This is a genomic window from Bacillus sp. UNC41MFS5 (assembly GCF_000686805.1).
Window position 1 is genome coordinate 49,284 of the sequence record NZ_JMLP01000012.1, and the last position, 17,607, is coordinate 66,890.

A 17,607-nucleotide genomic window follows, 5' to 3' on the forward strand; every position below is an offset into this window, starting at 1 on the left:
TAGACGCTTCCGCAAAACCATTTTTTACAAAATAAATTGAATGTGCTTAGCTAACAAAAGGGGAGGCTATACTCCCTCCCCTTTCAGCCATGATTATTTAAATTCAACTTTTGTCAATGCTTCTGATCCAGTTGGGTGTGGTAAGTAATTTGCCACATCTTTACCAGCTGCTAACAGTGGTGTAGAGTGAACAAGTGGAACCCACGGAGCATCATCATGAATAATAACTTGTGCTTCTTCGTAAAGTGCATTACGCTTTGCTTGATCAATTTCTGTTTGTGCTTTAATTAAGACGTCATGTAACTTGTCATTGCTGTATTGGGAATAGTTGTTACTTCCAATGCTGTCTTTATCAAGCAATGTGTATAAGAAGTTATCAGGGTCACCATTGTCACCTGTCCAGCCAAGCATGAACATATCAAATTCACCTTTTGCTGCTTTATCTAAGTAAGTAGCCCAGTCCACAGATTGGATTTTGGCTTTGACGTTGATTTTGCTTAAACTCTCTTGAATAACTTCAGCCACTTTTTGTGCTTCTGGCATATAAGGGCGCGCAACAGGCATTGCCCATAAGTCGATTTCAAATCCTTTTTCGTATCCAGCTTCTTTCAACAATGCTTTAGCTTTCTCTAAATCATATGGATACGGCTCAACTGACTTATTATAGCCTTCAATGGATGGAGGCATTGGATTAACAGCCGCTAGAGCTTTCCCACCATAAAATGCATCAATAATCGACTTTTTATCGACAGCGTAGTTGATAGCTTGACGAACTAACTTATTATCAAATGGTTTACGAGTAGTTGTTAAACCAATATAACCAACATTCATTGATGGACGTTCGATTACTTGGAGGTTAGCATTTGATTTAACTGTAGCCTCATCTGAATTATTCAGTCCATCCATAACGTCAATCTCGCCATTTGCAAGCGCGTTAAGACGTGCAGTATTTTCAGGGATTACACGGAAAATAACTTTGTTTAACTTAGGTAAACCTTTTTGCCAGTAGTCAGGGTTCTTCTCAAGCGTAATTGTATCGTTCTCTTTCCATTCAACGAATTTAAATGGACCTGTACCAACAGGATTTTGTCTAAACTTGTCACCGAATTTTTTAACAGCCGCAGGGCTTGCAATTCCAAACGGAGACATAGCCAGGTTCTTTAAGAATGGAGCCTGTGGACGTTTTAAAACAAATTGAACAGTATTCGCATCTAAGGCTTTAACTTCTTTAATAACGTGGCCCTCATCCTTTTTAAATCCACCAAACATAGTGTAATAAGGGAATTTATCAGCATCCCCATTCATCCATCGATCAAAGTTAAAAACAACCGCATCTGCATTAAAATCAGTACCATCATGGAATTTAACGCCTTGACGAAGCTTGAAGGTGTAAGTTAAGCCATCAGGTGTCACTTCCCACGATTCAGCAAGTCCTGGATTAATAGTAGTATCTTGATCACCATATTGGATTAATGTTTCATAAATGTTTTCTGTTACTTTGAATGCTTCACCTTCAGTTGTTGTAATCGGATCTAGAGATGTAGAATCTCCACCACGACCATAAACTAGTGTATCCTTTTTCGATCCGCCACTTGTGGCAGGATCTTTCTTGCCGCCTGCTTCTTCATTCGTTTTGCTGCTACAGCCAACTAAAAACATACTGATGGCTAATAGAGAAATCAATAGCAGTTTAAAAGATTTCTTCTTCATAAGCTTTTTTAACCCCCTATATTTTTGTTTTCTTTATCATAAATGCTGCAAATCACTTGTTATACAAGTGACATGCGACAAAATGACCGTTCAGGTTTTGTTCCGCTGGTCTAGTATTTTTACAAATATCCATCACCTGTGAGCAGCGTGTATGGAAGGCACAACCTGAAGGAGGATTTGCTGGACTTGGTAATTCTCCTTCTATTAAAATTGTTTCCCTCTTTATATCTGGATCTGGTATTGGTACAGCTGAAAGAAGTGCTTTTGTGTATGGATGCTTTGGATTCTCATAAAGCTCCTCACTTTCAGCTAACTCTATTAATCTTCCTAAATACATCACGCCCACGCGATCACTAATATGGCGTACTACCCCTAAATCATGAGCGATAAAAATGTATGTAAGCTGGAATTCTTTTTGAATATCCTTCATCAGATTTAGAACCTGAGCCTGTATCGATACGTCGAGCGCTGACACAGGCTCATCCGCAATAATTAGTTTCGGTTTCGTCATTAACGCTTTTGCAATTCCAATCCGCTGACGCTGACCACCGCTGAATTGGTGTGGATATCTCTTGGCATGGTAGCTGCTTAATCCTACGACTTCAAGCATATCTCTCACTTGCTTTTTACGTTCCTCTTTAGTCCCAATTCCATGGACAATCAACGGCTCTTCAAGAATCTGTTCGATAGAATGTCGTGGATTGAGCGATGCATAGGGATCCTGGAACACCATCTGGATATCACGCCGGGTTTTTCTTAATTCCGATTTTGACATACTAGTAATCTCTTGATCTTCAAAAACAATTCTTCCCTCACTCACTTCAATTAAACGCATGAGCAGACGACCAGTTGTCGATTTACCGCAACCGCTTTCACCAACGATGCCCAATGTCTCTCCTTTTCTAACGTAAAAAGATACATCGTCTACCGCTTTGACCTCTCCTTGTTTCCTTCCAAACAGGCCGCCGGTAATCGGAAAGTACTTTTTTAAACCATTAACTTCAAGAAGTAATCCTGACATGGTTGTCACTCTCCTTCTTCAATGTATGTAGGAAACAGCGCACTTCATGTCCGTCTTTTTCCGTCTTAAATAAATCCGGTGTTTCTTCCTGGCATTCGGCGAATGCATCTGCACACCTTGCGGCGAATCGGCAGCCCTTATGAATTGTCCCTGGAGTAGGAACTGCGCCAGGAATACTATACAGTCGTTCCGTTTTCCCTCTTAAATCGGGTACAGATTTTAACAGGCCCTTCGTATAAGGATGTTGAGGATTTTTGAGAATCGTTCGAACATCACCCTGCTCCACGATTTGCCCGGCATACATAACAATTACTCGTTCACAAATTTCAGCCACAACCCCTAAATCATGGGTAATAAGAATGATCGTTGTGTTTGTCTTTTTATTTAAATCCTTCATTAATGCAAGGATTTGTGCTTGAATTGTCACATCGAGTGCAGTTGTTGGCTCGTCTGCAATTAACACCCTAGGATTGCAGGCCATTGCCATGGCAATCATAACCCTCTGCCTCATTCCACCCGAAAGCTGGTGGGGATGATCTTTAATAATTCCTTCTGCCCTTGGGATTCCAACCAGTTTTAATAATTCAATACTGCGGACCATTGCTTCTTTCTTCGAAAGGTCTGTATGTAAGCGAATCGCTTCTATTAATTGATTGCCAATCGTAAACAGCGGATTTAATGATGTCATGGGTTCTTGAAAAATCATAGAAATCTGATTACCACGGATTTTGCGCCACTCTTTTTCAGATAAATTTTTCAAGTCTTTTCCTTCAAAAACAATTTCGCCATTCTCGATTTTCCCTGGTGGTGAAGGAATCAGCCCCATAGCCGTTAGAGAAGTGACACTTTTACCACTCCCTGATTCACCAACGATTCCTAATATTTCGCCATCCTTTAAATCAAAACTGATACCATCCACAGCCGGAACGAATTTTTTCCCTGATTGAAATGACACCTTTAAGTCTTTTATTCGAAGAATAGGATCCTTTTCCACATTTGCACCTACCTGTTCATTCGTTTGTTTTATGTATTCTTTTTTATCAGAAATATAATAATATAATAAATTTTAAAATTATTATGACATATATAACTTTAGTGGCACTATCCAAATTTGTCAATTACGTGAAAAAAGTTCAAAATATCCCAGTACTACAGAGTCGCGTTAATGTAATAACGTATTTTATTGTGTTTTGTACCTAATTTTTCGTTTAAATATTAAAATACTAAAAAGTATATAAAGGAAATAAAAAACCCTGCAAGACTATCGCTGTCTTACAGGGAATCTTAATACAGTTTTTAGTTTTTGCGCATCAGTCTTGCGAGGGTCAGATAGATAAATTTCCCGGTGGATTTTACTTGTTCGAATATAGCCATTTTTCTCGCAAAAGAACTCCATTTTAGTGAAACTTTCTTGTTCATTATCGTAAGGCCCGATATGCATAATTTGGCAGGAAAGACCGTCTGTTTGTTCGCCAAATATCGCTTTATCAAGATATGGATATGGATTTGGCTTTTTCTTTTTCGTTTGCTCCACAAATTTCGCAAATAGATTCTTGGTTAAAAATTCAAGTTGTCGGATCATAATCGTGTATTTGTAATTACTCTTGTCTTGTACCGACTTAGACTTATCGATTAAATCCCAAATACCTTCAAGAGGAAAGACAGTATACTCATAGTATCCTTCAGGCACTTCCTTACCTTTATAAGACATTTTCACAGCATAACTAAGACTGTATAATGCTTCAGTTGCTCTAGCAAATTCCTCACCGTTTGGGTCGCCAGTGCCACTAATCATAATAAATGGCATCTTAGGTACATCAATAATTACTGGTACAGTTTTTGGAAGGTAAATATGCTTATACGTTTTCTTATACTCAACTTTTGTACCCATCGTTTATCTCCTGTTTCTATTATATATGCTCGTTAAAGTTGCCTATTGATCTCCGCTCCATGAAGTATGGTGCCAAAATCAACAATATGCTTTAACATTTACATTATAAAAGATTATTTTTTCATACCGGTATAAATATGAATGGCATCTCTTAGGAACGCTGCTGTACCAGGCTGTTCCTTATCATAATAAGCGGTAAATCTTTCATCATCCACATACATTTGTGCAAGACCCGCATGGGCTTCCTTACTATATTTATTCCAATAGTAACATAACCATTGTTTATGGAGATCTGCTGCTTTTTGGGCTAAATCCCCTGCAGGGTCTCCAGTTTTATAGGCCTCAGCAAGAGTTACTGTGACAAGTTCAGCTAACTTGGTAACCTCCTCATATTGCTCTTCAGTCATATTCTGCAGTTTTGCGTTGGATTTAATTACTGCATCATCGCCGTATTTTTCACGAATCTCTTTTCCATACTTTTTCTCGTTGTCATCAATCATTTTTTTCTTAAATCCCTCGAACTTTTCTTTATTGGACATTTTCATTCTCCCTTCTTTTACTGCAATTGTCTTATCCACATTTGCAATTAACACTTCTAATTGTTCCTTTTTCTCAAGGAGTTTCTTCCGATGTTCTTTCAGTGCAGCAGCACCGTCAAAGGAAGGAGCCGTTACGATTTCTTTTATGTTCTCTAAACTGATTCCTAATTCCCTGTAGAATAAGATTTGCTGCAAGCAATCAACTTCTGCTTGACCATAGATTCGGTATCCTGACGAATTAATTCTTGCCGGCTTAAGAATCCCTATTTCATCATAATACCGAAGTGTCCTGGTGCTAACTCCTGCTAGACTTCCAAGCTTCTGCACAGTATATTCCATTCGCTCACCTCCTTGTTAAACTAACGATACACCTTTACGCAACGTCAATGTCAATAACAATAAAGCCTATTTTTTTAGAAAAAGGTGCCTGACACTACAGATGGACATTTGTCCATCTCTAGTGTCAGGCACCAAATTAATTTGGAGGATTTTTTTTAGTATAGTTTGCTCTTTTTAAACCAAAATTAAAGATAAGGATTTATCTATCACTCTAGTAGAGTGAAAAGTCCCTTTTCTCTGAATGTATTTATTATTTCAAAAAAACTTTCTTTTCCGATCTAAATTAACTAAAATTCAGTATTGGCAACGTTTACAACCTTTCATAACTTCTTTTCCTAAAAAATGTTTTTGACAATTCAAAACTTAAGAAAGTATTATAATATAATATAAAGGGAGGTAATAACATGTCAAACATCAATAGACAGAAAATTGTGGATAGTGTGCCTCAAACAGGATTTTTCGGACATCCTAAAGGACTATCTACCCTTTTCTTTACTGAATTCTGGGAGCGTTTCTCGTACTATGGAATGAGAGCCATCCTTGTTTTCTATATGTATTACGAAGTTTCTAAAGGTGGTTTGGGCATTGATCAAAATCTTGCACTTTCGATTATGTCCATTTACGGATCACTTGTTTATATGTCTGGAATCATTGGCGGCTGGTTGGCTGACCGGATCTTCGGTTCTTCTAAAGCCGTGTTCTACGGTGGAATCTTAATTATGTTTGGACATATAGCGCTTGCAGTTCCTGGCAGTGTTGCTATGTTCTTTGTATCCATGGTATTGATTGTACTAGGTACTGGGATGCTTAAACCGAATGTTTCTTCCGCAGTAGGTGAATTATATAGCGAAAAGGACGAACGTCGTGATGCAGGTTTTACTATTTACTACATGAGTATAAACCTGGGTGCATTCATATCTCCATTAATCGTTGGGTCAATAAGCAACTTCCACATAGGTTTTTCTATTGCAGCAGTAGGTATGTTCTTAGGATTAGTCGTATTCAGTGTTACTAAGAAAAAAAATCTTGGCCTTGCTGGAACAATGATTGCAAATCCATTGGCACCAGCAGAAAAGAAAAAAGTCTTCACGATGATTGGTATTGGTGTAGTTATTCTTGTTATCTTATGTGCAATACTGATACCAAACGGTCTTTTAACTTTTGCTAGCTTTATTAATATTGTCACTTTCCTTGGTATCTTAATCCCAACGATTTACTTCGTGGTCATGTATCGCAGTCCAAAAACTACTGCCGTTGAACGTTCAAGAATTATTGCCTATATTCCGTTATTTATTGCAGCTGTTATGTTCTGGGCCATTCAAGAACAAGGCTCAACCATCCTTGCCAATTATGCGGATAAGAGGACTCAATTAGACTGGATGGGAATTAAGATTTCACCAGCATGGTTCCAATCTTTAAACCCACTATTCATTATCATCTTCGCACCAGTATTTGCTTGGATCTGGGTTAAATTAGGAAATCGTCAGCCATCAATTCCACAAAAGTTCTCATTATCATTATTATTTGCTGGTTTGTCATTCTTAGTTATTCTTATCCCGGCTTATCTTGGCGGCACAGATTCATTAGTAAGTCCACTATGGTTAGTTCTTAGTTATTTAATCGTTGTATTTGGTGAGTTATGTTTATCACCGGTAGGATTATCAGCAACAACTAAATTAGCACCTGCAGCATTCTCAGCACAAACAATGAGCTTATGGTTCCTAGCAAGTGCTGCTGCACAAGCATTGAATGCACAAGTTGTTAAATTCTACACCCCTGAAACAGAAATGACTTACTTTGGTGTGATTGGTGGCGCATCCATCGCACTAGGTATTATCCTATTAATGCTATCACCGAAGATTCAAGGATTCATGAAAGGGATAAAATAATCAAAAAAGTGCCTGGTCTTCTCATCCATTGGTAAATGGATGATGAAGGCTGGGCACCTTTTTTATTTGTGATAAGATATAAATAGTGATTGGAGGTATACCTATGTGTTTAAAGGATAAAGTGAAACACCTTCCCTCTTCCCCCGGAGTGTATTTAATGAAGGACACCAACGGACAAATTATTTATGTCGGAAAGGCAAAAAACCTTAAAATTCGTGTGCGTTCATACTTCCAAAATTCAAAGGCCCATACTCAAAAAATCATTAAGCTAAAAGCCAGCTTAAAGGATTTTGACTATTTTCTTACTGACACAGAATTTGAAGCATTTATGCTTGAATGTGAATTAATAAGGGAATTGAAGCCTATTTTTAATCGAATGATGAAAAGCCCTCAATCCTATGTCTACATCAGGATACGCATGGATGGAGATTATCAAAGACTTGATATTTGTAAGAACCCAGATAAACCAGATAGTCTATATTTTGGACCCTACACCAACAAACACACAGTAGAAAAGGCACTTCTAGGAATAAAAGATTTCTATCAGATAAACTGCAGCACTCCTTCATACCAACAAGCAACTCCGTGTATAAATTATTCCATAGGTTTGTGTCTGGGGATGTGTAAGGGAGGGACAGCACTCAATGAGTACAATGAAAGAATGAACAAAATTCTTGCATTACTACAAGGCTTTGATACAAGTCTACCTAGCATTATGGAGCAAAAAATGATCGAGTCCTCTGAAAAATTCGATTTCGAAGCGGCGGGAAAATATAGAGATACCTTGAATGCCATCCACTCACTTCTTAATAAAGAAAAAGTCATTGAATTTACGGAAAGTAATAAAAAGATTGCTGTTATTGCCCCATTAACAGACCGGACTTTTAAACTATTCCTGATTCAGAAATACAAAATTCTTTTCACAGAAAAGTTTAACTGGTCCGATTCAGAAGCTGTTCATAAAACAATTAAGAACAGCATATTAACTATTTTTAAAGCATCAGCAAATAATTCTTTTAATAAACTTAGCAGAGATGAAATTGATGCCGCACAGATTATCTATAGCTATTTAAAAGGAAGCAACTGTACGTATATTATAATTTCGGAACAATTTCTTACACCCTCACATGCATCTGAATTAGATAATCAAATATACAAGTTAATGCAAACCTATATGGTTAATCGATAGATTAAAAATCGCTCATTTGGGTTATGTTCATGAACATAAGGAAGAATTATTTCTTTTTTTAATTCAAACATGGTGTCATTTTCTAAATAATATATATAATCATCTGATGGATAATATAAAATAATTTCAACATCCCGTTTCGCGTTTTCAACCGAAAGTAAGATATTATTAATGATTTTCATGAAAATTTGAATGGAAAAGGGATTAAAAAAGTAAAATCGATTATCTAATGGATTGATCTGATACTCTTCAGCTAGACAACAATGAAAAAAAATATCACCATTAATAGAGTGGGTCGTTTGATGATATTTTTTTCGATTTTCAATTGCTTCCTGATAAAAATCCCTACTCATTTCAATTCCAATAACTGTTGCATGAAAATGGTAATGGATAAAAAAGTTTAAACGTCCTTTGCCACACCCAAAGTCAATAATTCGGTCATTCCGGCTTACTTGATAGTGAGTAAATAATTCTTCGAGCGCACTATAAGGAGTGGGCTCATAACGATGGTAATGAAATGACTTATGAAATCCCTTTTGGTCCCCTCCCGTTTTTATCCCCATCAATTTATCATAATGATATTCTTTCATCTGATACTCCTATTTAAACAAGTTCATCCCCCACTTTTACGTGAGGGATTTCTTTTTACGCTACCTTTATTGCTTTTCCAAACGGAACTCTTGGCAATATAGCACCAGGTACAAGCCAAATCATTTCATAACTAACATTTTCAATATCTTCAGAAATAAAGCCAGTTACATCCGTAATGTAAAACAGTGTATCAATATTCTCTTCTTTTGCCCACTCAAGCACCAAAGTATATGAAGATTTCCCATGTGTATGGTATTTAATTGTATCACTTTTAATGGGGGTCGTACTTCTAATTTTAAAATCTGCTTGGACTAATATGGTGTCCGGTTTAACTTGTTCAAACAGTTTTACTATGTTATTGATTAAAATGCTTGGGGCTTCATTCGTGGAAGTGTCAACAGCTAAGGCTACCTTTTTATCTTGACGCTGTTGAATCATTGATAGTATCGTTTTGTGCCATTTCAACACAACCAACTCCTTTGGAATGAATAAGTGAACCATCTTATTTTGGTTTAATAACAAGGAGGTTATGATTGGATAATAGCGGTAATCAGTGAGAAGGTTGCAGGTAAAAATAATGGCCCACCTTGGTATGCCCTAAATGAGCTTATGCTAACTTAATCCTTCTTTTCATTCAGTTCATCAATCAGCTGCTTGGTTCGTTTTGCGTTTCCTTCTGCGAAGTTTTCGAGACGTTCCTTTAGTTCATCATCATCATGAATTCGCTCTGCGGTTATAAGATAGGTCCGCATTAAATCTTCTTCTGTTTCAATAGCATCCGCAAGAACGTCTTTAAGTACTTCCTTTTCTTTATTCTTACCATTAAACATATTGAACTCCATTTGAAAAACCTCCTTTTCACCTTTATCGTTCTCTTTTCTATTTCAAGATATCCAACTCAGATATAATATCTTCAAACTTGCCAACTTTGATTAAATCGTGTAAGATTAAATCGTAGGCGACCTAATTTCAAATAAATGTATTCATATATTAAGGGGGAAGTTAAATTGACAACAGTTTATGACTTTAATGTAAAAATGACAAATGGTAAGGATAAATCAATAATGGATTTCGAGGGTAAACCATTACTTATCGTGAATACTGCTAGTAAATGTGGTTTGACACCCCAATTCAAAGGACTTCAGGAATTATATGAAAAATATAAAGAAGATGGTTTGGAGATTTTAGGCTTTCCATGTGACCAATTCAACAATCAAGAATTCGCTGATATTGAAGAAACCACTCAGTTTTGTCAATTAAATTACGGTGTAACATTTCCAATATTTGCAAAAATCGATGTTAATGGCGCTAATGCCGATCCGCTATTCACGTATTTAAAAAACCAAAAACCAGGAACACTTACCAAAAATATCAAATGGAATTTCACAAAATTTCTAGTCGACCCTAATGGTCAGGTCATTGAACGCTATGCACCTACGACTGAACCAAGCAAGATTGAGAAAGATATAAAAAAATTATTGTCATAATCATTTAAAGTAAGGTGATCAGCATGGAACACTTCATGGTATTAAAAAACCAACTATGCTTTGCCGTTTATGAGACAGCAAGCGAATTTAATAAGTTATATTCTAGTGCACTTCAGCCCTACGGCTTAACCTATCCTCAATACTTGGTTCTATTAGCATTATGGGAAAATGATGGTGTTTCTGTAAAAGACATAGGAGAAAAATTGAGTCTCGGGACTGGAACATTGACTCCTATGCTTACAAGAATGGAAGCGAACGGTTGGCTTCGTAAAGAACGTTCAACAGTAGACGAACGAAGGGTCCATATCTACTTAGAAAAAAAAGCTCTTGAAGAGAAGCAGACTATAGCAAAAACAATCAGTGACAAAATACAATCCTGTCATATTGAACTCGAGGAATATAAACAATTGATGGAACGGCTGAATCAATTGCATAGTAAGTTGAAAATCGAGAACATTGTAAGTAAATAAGTCCATATACAAAAAACAACACTCAATTTTCCAGTGTTGTTTTTTGTAATAATTGATTATTAAACAATTCCAGTTATCAAATATACGGCAATGATGAAGAAGGCTGCGATTGTTTTAATAATGGTAACAGCGAAAATATCGCGATAGGATTGCTTATGTGTTAATCCTGTAATTGCAAGCAAGGTAATAACGGCACCATTATGCGGAAGTGTATCCATACCGCCGGAAGCCATGGAAATGACCCGGTGCATTACTTCAAGTGGAATTCCAAATTGGGTTGCTAGTTCAATGTATTTATCTGCCATAATTCCTAGAGAAATCGCGATACCAGCCGAAGCTGATCCAGAAATTGCAGATAGAACATTGGTCGTAACTGCCCCATTTAATAATGGATTCGTAAATAATTTGGCGATTCCATCTCTTGCTATTGTGAAACCAGGAAGATTCGAAATAACGGCACCGAAACCATATTCTGTTGCAGAGTTCATGATGGCTAATAATGCACCCGCAATACCTACATTCATGCCATCTTTGAAGTTCATCACAATCGGTTTACGATTATATAATATAGTGGTAAGAATACCAAAAATAAGGGCAATTTCAACTGACCAAATACCGACAACTTGAGGTGTTTCAATGTTCGGAAAATTTAAGCCAATTTTAGAAAAATCAAAACCATTAGGATACCATTTTGGAATGAAAGTAGTTAACACTTTATTTAACACACCAACAAGCACAACTGGCACAAATGCCAAGATTTTACGTCCAATACTTTCATTTTGATCCAAATCAATGTCGATTTGTTTTTCTTTTATTGTGCCAAAGCTATAATAATCTTCGCCGGCTATTTCTGCCTTTTTACGACGTGAGTTTAAATACAACATTCCGAGTACGAAGATAAAAATTGCACCAATAATCCCAAGCGTAGGCGCAGCATAAAGATTGGTTTTGAAAAATGTAGTTGGGATAACGTTTTGCACCTGTGGTGAACCTGGAAGTGCGTCCATCGTAAAGGTAAATGACCCTAATGCAATCGTTCCTGGAATTAACCGTTTAGGAATATTAGATTGTCTAAACAAGTTTGCAGCAAATGGGTAAACAGCAAAAGCAACAACGACTAAACTTATACCGCTGTATGTTAAAATCGCACACAATAAAACGATGACTAACATTGCCCGTTTACGTCCCACTAATTGAATTAAGGTAGAAGCAATGGAACGGGCTAGTCCAGACATTTCTACAACTTTTCCGAAAATAGCTCCCAATAGGAAAATTGGGAAGTAAAGTTTAATATATTCCACCATTTTTCCCATAAATATGTTAGAGAAAAACGGAAGTACCCAATCTGGGTCTGTTAAGAGTACCGCAAATAACGCACATAATGGCGCAAACATGATAACTGAAAACCCTCGGTATGCGATAAACATTAACATTCCGAGTGCTAATAATATAATTACTAATTCCATATAATTTCTCCTCTAATCCTTGGATGTTAATTTCAACTAAGATGAAATTGTGACGGGTCTCTCTCTATCTATCTTTAGGTTTAAACGCTTACACGCGCAGTAAAAATAGAAAAAATTATTATTACAACATATGATAGTTGATGGAAGGGGGCATACTGCCCTCCTCCCTTAACTCTATTCTATTAATCTCTTTGTAGTGGGCTTTATATTTTATGCCAAGACTATTTTTGCCTTGTTTTTAGCAATTTCTGCTGCCACTTCAACGATCATATCCTCTTGACCGCCAACAACTTTACGCTTACCTAATTCAATTAAAATATCACGTGAATCAACACCAAATTTTGCCGCAGCACGTTTTGCATGAAGCGCAAAGCTTGAGTACACACCTGCATATCCTAGTGTTAAACTGTCTTTTGTGATTTCTTGTGGTACTTGTAAAATTGGTGCCACAATATCTTCGGCCAAGTCCATCATTTTATATAAATCTACTCCAGTTTTGATTCCCATCCGTTCACAAACTGCAACTAGTACTTCTGTTTGTGTATTTCCTGCTCCAGCACCTAGACAGCGAACACTGCCGTCAATTCGAGTAGCTCCTTCTTCGATTGCAGCAAGTGTGTTAGCCATCGCAAGAGATAGATTGTTATGACCATGGAAACCAACATTAACACCAATCGATTGTTTAAGAGCACGAATTCGTTCCCGAACCTGGTCAGGAAGTAAGTAACCTGCAGAGTCAACAACATAAACAGTGTCAGCTCCATAGCTTTCCATTAGTTTTGCTTGTTCTACTAATTTAGCAACTGGTGCCATATGGTTCATCATTAAGAATCCAACTGTTTCCATTCCCAGTTCTTTGGCATAGGCAATGTGTTGCGGTGCTACATCAGCTTCCGTAACATGTGTTGCAATACGTGCCATTTTTGCTCCTAAATTTGCTGCTTCTTTTAATTCATGTAGAGTACCGATCCCTGGTAAAAGAAGAACAGCGATTTTGGATTTATCTGCAACAGATACTGCTGCTTCGATTAATTCCATTTCGTTTGTCCGTGATAATCCATATTGCAACGAAGACCCTGCTAAACCGTCTCCATGAGATACTTCGATATAAGGTACGTTAGCATCATTTAATGCCTTTACAATTTTAAGAACTTGATCAACTGTATATTGGTGATTGATAGCATGGCTTCCATCGCGTAAGGCTACCTCTGTGATAAGAATATCTTTTCCATTTGTCATTATTATTTACCCCTTTCTACAGCTCAAACTGTTTCTTTCGTTAATAGTTTTTTAGCAAACGCTTCAGCAATTTTTACGCCTGCTGAAGTCATGATATCTAGATTTCCTGCATATACAGGCAAGTAATCACCAGCACCTTCCACTTCTAGGAAGATGGTTACCTTATTTCCTTCAAAAATAGGTTCTGTGCGAAGTCGATAACCTGGAACATATGCTTGAACCACTTTTTCCATTTCAGCAATAGATTTTCTAATTGCCGCTTCGTCCATTTTCCCCTCTTCTACTAGCGTATAAACAGTATCACGCATCATAATTGGTGGTTCTGCAGGGTTTAAAATCATAATTGCTTTCCCTTTTTTGGCACCACCAACTTCTGCAATCGCACGAGAGGTTGTTTCGGTAAATTCATCAATATTGGCACGTGTTCCCGGGCCAGCACTCAAGCTTGCAATTGTCGCAACGATTTCTGCGTATTCTACAGGAGCTACGCGGTTTACTGCATGGACCATAGGAATGGTCGCCTGACCACCACAAGTAATCAAATTGATATTATCTTTATCTAAATGTTCATCAATATTAACGGCAGCACATACATATGGGCCAACAGCTGCAGGCGTCATATCAATAACTTTTATTCCTGCTTCTTTTAATACCTTTGCATTGTAGAGATGCGCTTTGGCAGAAGTTGCATCAAAAACGATGTCAGCTTCTAAGTTTGGGTCTGCAAGGAATCCATCAATCCCTGTATCCACACCTGCATATCCCATTTCTTTTGCACGGCGTAACCCGTCTGATTGCGGATCAATTCCAATGACTGCTGTTAACTCTAAAAATTCCGAGCGTCCAAGTTTAATCATTAAATCTGTACCAATGTTTCCTGAGCCAAGAACGGCAACTTTTACTTTTGACAAAATAATTCTCCTCCTAAAAAATATTGTATTGATTGTTTCTATCTAGTCTTTCTATAGGTTGTTTTTACCTTGATACCCTAAACAATTTGAAATCTCAGCTGCAGCCCGTTTAATTCCTGTTATTACTTGAGGTAACTTATTTTCATCAAGTCGCATTTTAGGTGCAGCACAGCTAATAGAAGCGATTACATTTCCTTGATGGTTAAAAATTGGAGCAGCAATACATTTCAGACCTAACTCAATTTCCTCATCGTCAACCGCATAACCTTGCTCACGAATGCCATGTAACTGTTCTTTAATCTCCTCAATATTTGTCATCGTGTGTTTCGTAAACGATTCTAAAGTGATTGATGATAAGATTCTGTTTGCCTCATTTTCATTTAAATGAGCAAGGATTGACTTCCCTACCCCAGTACTATGAAATGGAGCTCTTTTCCCGATATGAGAATAAATAGTAAGGGCACTATGTCCTTCTACCTTTTCAATGTATATAATTTCATCTCGTTGTAAGGAAACTAAGTGAACGGTTTCATTTAGTTCATCGACTAAGTCTCTGATAATTGGCTTTGCAACTTTCGCAATATCAAGATTTTTTTCAACAAAATTGCCAAGTTCAAAAAGTTTAATCCCCGGCTTATACTTTAAATCTTCAGGATTTTGTTGAAGATACCCTCTATGTTCTAGTGTCTTGATGATGCCGTGGACTGTGCTTTTTGATAAATTTAGACTCTCACTAATCTCTTTGATACTTAGTTCTGGTTTGGTTACCAAAAATAATTCAAGGATATCAGCAGCTCTTTCAACTGATTGAATTAAACGTTCTGACACAAGCTTCCTCCTTATGTTCGGCATTATCGAATGCCATTCGCATTTCTCAAGGACAATTTAATAGTAACTCTCGTACATTATTCTGTCAATATTTTAGATGATTTAGTTAAATGGTTTAATTTCCCTTCGTTAATATTCAAAAAAGAAGCCTGATTTCTAATAGAAATCAGGCTTCTTTCACAGTATATCAAATTGTTTAAAACCAGTTGTATCCGGGATAAAATCTAAGGTTTTATGATTGAAATAATGGCACTCAGTATTGTCAATGATGAAGTGGAGGCCATCCTTAATAATTTCTGTATCGTTAGACTGGATTGTTTCTTCCAACGTCACTTTTACTTTCATAAAACAACTTTTTCGCATTTGCAGCCGAATCAATTGTTTTAAGCCGGCTAACGTTAATCTATCTTGTAATTCAGCTTTTGCATGTTCAGTTAATATAAACACGTAACCACCCCCGTCTTCATTAAATAAGGATGCACAAAAATAATGCTACCTATCTAAAGGTTAGCATTATCTTGTACTTCTAGTAAATTACACTGCTTAAGTACCACAATAGGTTCGGTAAGGCTGGTTAGATTGTTCAGGAAGGTTACAGTATTCAGCTTGTTCAGGGGAATGCGAGTATGGATTTGAAAGAACATCAAGCAGCTTCTCCATTACACTGTAGTCTTCTTGATCCACGGCAGCATCAAGTGCAGCCTCCACCCGGTGATTACGAGGAATTACCGCGGGATTGCTGCTACGCATTAACTGATAAGAATCAGCGGTTGATTCCTGCTGTCTGCCAAGTCGTGTCTGCCATTGCTGAAACCACTCTTTAAATTCTGGTGTCTCCACTAAGAGCGTTTCATCCAGCTTTTCAATTGTTAAGGCTCGGAAAGTATTAGTATAATCTGCCTGATACTTCTCCATTATACCGAGGAGGTTTTCAACAATGGTTGCGTCCCCATCTTCTTCATTAAAAATCCCCAATTTTGCTCTCATTCCTGAAAGCCAATTGCTTTGGTACAACTCCATATATTTTGAAATCTCAGCCTGAGCCAGTTTAACAGCCTCTTCCTGATTGTCATGGATAAGCGGCAGAAGGGTCTCTGCAAATCGAGCGAGATTCCAACCAGCAATATACGGTTGATTGCCATAAGCATAGCGGCCTTGAGTATCAATAGAACTAAATACTGTTGCTGGGTCATACGTATCCATAAAGGCACATGGCCCATAATCAATGGTCTCACCGCTGATGGTCATGTTGTCGGTATTCATTACACCATGGATAAAGCCAACCAGTTGCCATTTCGAAACAAGCGAGGCTTGTTGTTTAATCACTTCTCGGAATAGAGCAAGATAACGACTCTCATCTGTATCAACATCTGGATAATGGCGCTCTATAGTATAGTCAGCAAGAGCCCGAAGTTCTTCGACCGTTCCCCATTTCGCAGCAAATTGAAAAGTACCGACGCGCAGATGGCTGGATGCCACACGAGTCAAAATGGCACCAGGCAGGGTCCTTTCGCGGAATACTGGTTCTCCGGTTGTCACAACTGCTAGACTACGGGTGGTCGGAATCCCGAGCGCATGCATGGCTTCGCTGATAATGTATTCACGCAGCATCGGTCCAAGTGCTGCCCGACCATCGCCACCGCGGGAGTACGGTGTCCTTCCTGGACCCTTGAGTTGAATATCAACTCGTTCCCCTTTTGAAGTAATTTGTTCTCCAAGCAAAATAGCCCGGCCATCTCCTAATTTCGTGAAATGCCCAAATTGATGCCCGGCATATGCTTGGGCAAGCGGCATTGCTCCCTTTGGTATTTGGTTTCCAGCAAAAACTGCTTCGCCAATTTCACTATCGAGTTCCTGAACCTTCAAACCTAAGTCAGCTGCCAGTGAACGATTAAGAATAACTAACTCGGGTGATTGCACTAGTGTTGGTTCAGTCCTGGTAAAAAATATGTCAGGCAGACGGGAATAACTGTTATCAAAGTTCCATCCAATTTTTGTTTTTTCTGTTGCCATCGTATCCCCCTTTCTTGTTTCTAG

The 17,607-nt window shown here is 37.7% G+C and carries 18 protein-coding genes; 4 read left to right on the plus strand and 14 right to left on the minus strand.

Translation table 11 applies throughout. The annotated features are described in order from the left end of the window. Positions 1–93: 93 nt before the first annotated feature. The 5 genes from BR30_RS0106960 to BR30_RS0106980 all read right to left on the minus strand — a co-directional run bounded on the left by BR30_RS0106960 (position 94) and on the right by BR30_RS0106980 (position 5,500). Positions 94–1,710 (minus strand): ABC transporter substrate-binding protein, encoded by a 1,617-nt coding sequence (locus BR30_RS0106960; protein WP_026564379.1) that lies wholly within the window; start codon positions 1,708–1,710, stop codon positions 94–96. 52 nt (positions 1,711–1,762) lie between these two features. Beyond that, positions 1,763–2,731 (minus strand): ABC transporter ATP-binding protein, encoded by a 969-nt coding sequence (locus tag BR30_RS0106965; protein WP_026564380.1) that lies wholly within the window; start codon positions 2,729–2,731, stop codon positions 1,763–1,765. Then, entirely contained in the window at positions 2,712–3,725 is a 1,014-nt protein-coding gene (locus tag BR30_RS0106970) for an ABC transporter ATP-binding protein (RefSeq protein ID WP_026564381.1), read from the minus strand. The genes BR30_RS0106965 and BR30_RS0106970 overlap by 20 nt, the downstream gene beginning before the upstream one ends. Before the next feature lie 267 nt (positions 3,726–3,992). Beyond that, on the minus strand, positions 3,993–4,622 hold the full coding sequence (locus tag BR30_RS0106975) for a GyrI-like domain-containing protein (RefSeq protein ID WP_026564382.1): 630 nt from the start codon (positions 4,620–4,622) through the stop codon (positions 3,993–3,995). Between the two features lie 113 nt (positions 4,623–4,735). Next, on the minus strand, positions 4,736–5,500 hold the full coding sequence (locus BR30_RS0106980) for a MerR family transcriptional regulator (RefSeq protein ID WP_026564383.1): 765 nt from the start codon (positions 5,498–5,500) through the stop codon (positions 4,736–4,738). 404 nt (positions 5,501–5,904) lie between these two features. Between BR30_RS0106980 and BR30_RS0106985 the strand changes: the two genes are divergently transcribed. Next, a complete protein-coding gene (locus BR30_RS0106985) occupies positions 5,905–7,389 on the plus strand; it encodes a peptide MFS transporter (RefSeq protein ID WP_026564384.1) in 1,485 nt (494 codons plus the stop codon). Between the two features lie 103 nt (positions 7,390–7,492). Further along, the gene (locus tag BR30_RS0106990) at positions 7,493–8,578 is read left to right on the plus strand and encodes a GIY-YIG nuclease family protein (protein WP_026564385.1); all 1,086 of its coding nucleotides are present in this window, start codon (positions 7,493–7,495) and stop codon (positions 8,576–8,578) included. Here BR30_RS0106990 and BR30_RS0106995 read toward each other — a convergent pair. From BR30_RS0106995 to BR30_RS0107005, 3 genes are all read right to left on the minus strand, one after another. Further along, positions 8,560–9,168, minus strand: a complete 609-nt coding sequence (locus BR30_RS0106995) for a methyltransferase (protein WP_026564386.1) — start codon at positions 9,166–9,168, stop codon at positions 8,560–8,562. The genes BR30_RS0106990 and BR30_RS0106995 overlap by 19 nt on opposite strands. Before the next feature lie 55 nt (positions 9,169–9,223). Next, positions 9,224–9,634, minus strand: coding sequence for a VWA-like domain-containing protein (locus BR30_RS0107000; protein WP_026564387.1), 411 nt, complete (start codon positions 9,632–9,634; stop codon positions 9,224–9,226). Between the two features lie 152 nt (positions 9,635–9,786). Continuing rightward, positions 9,787–10,011, minus strand: a complete 225-nt coding sequence (locus BR30_RS0107005) for a hypothetical protein (RefSeq protein ID WP_026564388.1) — start codon at positions 10,009–10,011, stop codon at positions 9,787–9,789. Between the two features lie 165 nt (positions 10,012–10,176). On the opposite strand from BR30_RS0107005, the gene BR30_RS0107010 reads away from it, so the two are divergent. After that, a complete protein-coding gene (locus BR30_RS0107010) occupies positions 10,177–10,656 on the plus strand; it encodes a glutathione peroxidase (RefSeq protein WP_026564389.1) in 480 nt (159 codons plus the stop codon). A gap of 23 nt (positions 10,657–10,679) precedes the next feature. After that, positions 10,680–11,126: a MarR family winged helix-turn-helix transcriptional regulator gene (locus tag BR30_RS0107015; protein ID WP_026564390.1), complete on the plus strand. Its 447-nt coding sequence runs from the start codon at positions 10,680–10,682 to the stop codon at positions 11,124–11,126. A 59-nt stretch (positions 11,127–11,185) separates the two neighbouring features. Here the strand turns inward: BR30_RS0107015 and BR30_RS0107020 are convergent, their stop codons facing one another. The 6 genes from BR30_RS0107020 to BR30_RS0107045 form a co-directional block, all read right to left on the minus strand. Beyond that, positions 11,186–12,592, minus strand: a complete 1,407-nt coding sequence (locus BR30_RS0107020; RefSeq protein ID WP_026564391.1) for a GntP family permease — start codon at positions 12,590–12,592, stop codon at positions 11,186–11,188. Positions 12,593–12,802: 210 nt separating this feature from the next. After that, a complete protein-coding gene (gene dmpG / locus BR30_RS0107025) occupies positions 12,803–13,831 on the minus strand; it encodes a 4-hydroxy-2-oxovalerate aldolase (RefSeq protein ID WP_026564392.1) in 1,029 nt (342 codons plus the stop codon). Positions 13,832–13,854: 23 nt separating this feature from the next. Beyond that, complete coding sequence (locus BR30_RS0107030; RefSeq protein ID WP_026564393.1) at positions 13,855–14,742, minus strand: acetaldehyde dehydrogenase (acetylating); 888 nt, start codon at positions 14,740–14,742, stop codon at positions 13,855–13,857. A 51-nt stretch (positions 14,743–14,793) separates the two neighbouring features. Then, positions 14,794–15,570 carry an IclR family transcriptional regulator gene (locus tag BR30_RS0107035; protein WP_026564394.1) on the minus strand — a complete coding sequence of 259 codons (777 nt, stop codon included), beginning with the start codon at positions 15,568–15,570 and terminating at the stop codon, positions 14,794–14,796. Between the two features lie 177 nt (positions 15,571–15,747). Next, positions 15,748–16,017 (minus strand): iron-sulfur cluster biosynthesis, encoded by a 270-nt coding sequence (locus BR30_RS0107040; protein ID WP_026564395.1) that lies wholly within the window; start codon positions 16,015–16,017, stop codon positions 15,748–15,750. A 96-nt stretch (positions 16,018–16,113) separates the two neighbouring features. Continuing rightward, positions 16,114–17,583 (minus strand): protein adenylyltransferase SelO, encoded by a 1,470-nt coding sequence (locus BR30_RS0107045; RefSeq protein WP_026564396.1) that lies wholly within the window; start codon positions 17,581–17,583, stop codon positions 16,114–16,116. Positions 17,584–17,607: the final 24 nt, after the last annotated feature.